Here is a 528-nt window from a genome sequence, read left to right as displayed (position 1 = left end):
CAAAAACCGACACAGAGAAAAGAGAGCACTTTCAAGAACAAATAGTGGATAAGACCGCTCAAGAAAAACCGATAGTCTATCTTGATGAATGTGGTTTTAAAGCCTTTGCTCATAGACCTTATGGCTACAGCACAAAAGGACAAGTTTGTCATGGAAGTGATAACTGGCATTTAAAGAACCAGAGCAATGCGATTGGAGCCATTATCAATGGAGAATTGTTTGCCTTACGCTTATATGATGGTTCTATTAACAGCGATATTTTCTCTCATTGGATGAGAGAAGCACTGTTACCTGAGTTACCTAAAAACAGTGTAATTGTCATGGACAATGCCGCTTTTCATAAACGCAGTGATATTCAAGCAATCATTGAAGAGCATGGGCATGAGATAGTTTGGTTACCCCCTTATAGTCCAGACTTAAATCCCATTGAAAAGATGTGGGCTTGGATTAAGCAAATAGCAAAGAATGGCGGATGGATTGTATTGATACTTTATTCTTTTATCTGTCTTTGGATTTGGGTTGGGTTTT

General features: G+C 38.4%; 1 protein-coding gene. It reads left to right on the top strand.

Annotated elements, in window-relative coordinates:
- Positions 1-44: 44 nt before the first annotated feature.
- The coding region (locus A5N85_RS13460; protein ID WP_249023985.1) for an IS630 family transposase at positions 45-528 on the top strand (484 nt) is incomplete at its 3' end.

The organism is Suttonella ornithocola (genome assembly GCF_001889065.1).
GTDB classification, from domain to species: Bacteria; Pseudomonadota; Gammaproteobacteria; order Cardiobacteriales; family Cardiobacteriaceae; genus Suttonella_A; species Suttonella_A ornithocola.
The sequence above is the reverse complement of the archived record's forward strand: the minus strand, read 5'-3'. Positions and strand labels throughout refer to the sequence as shown.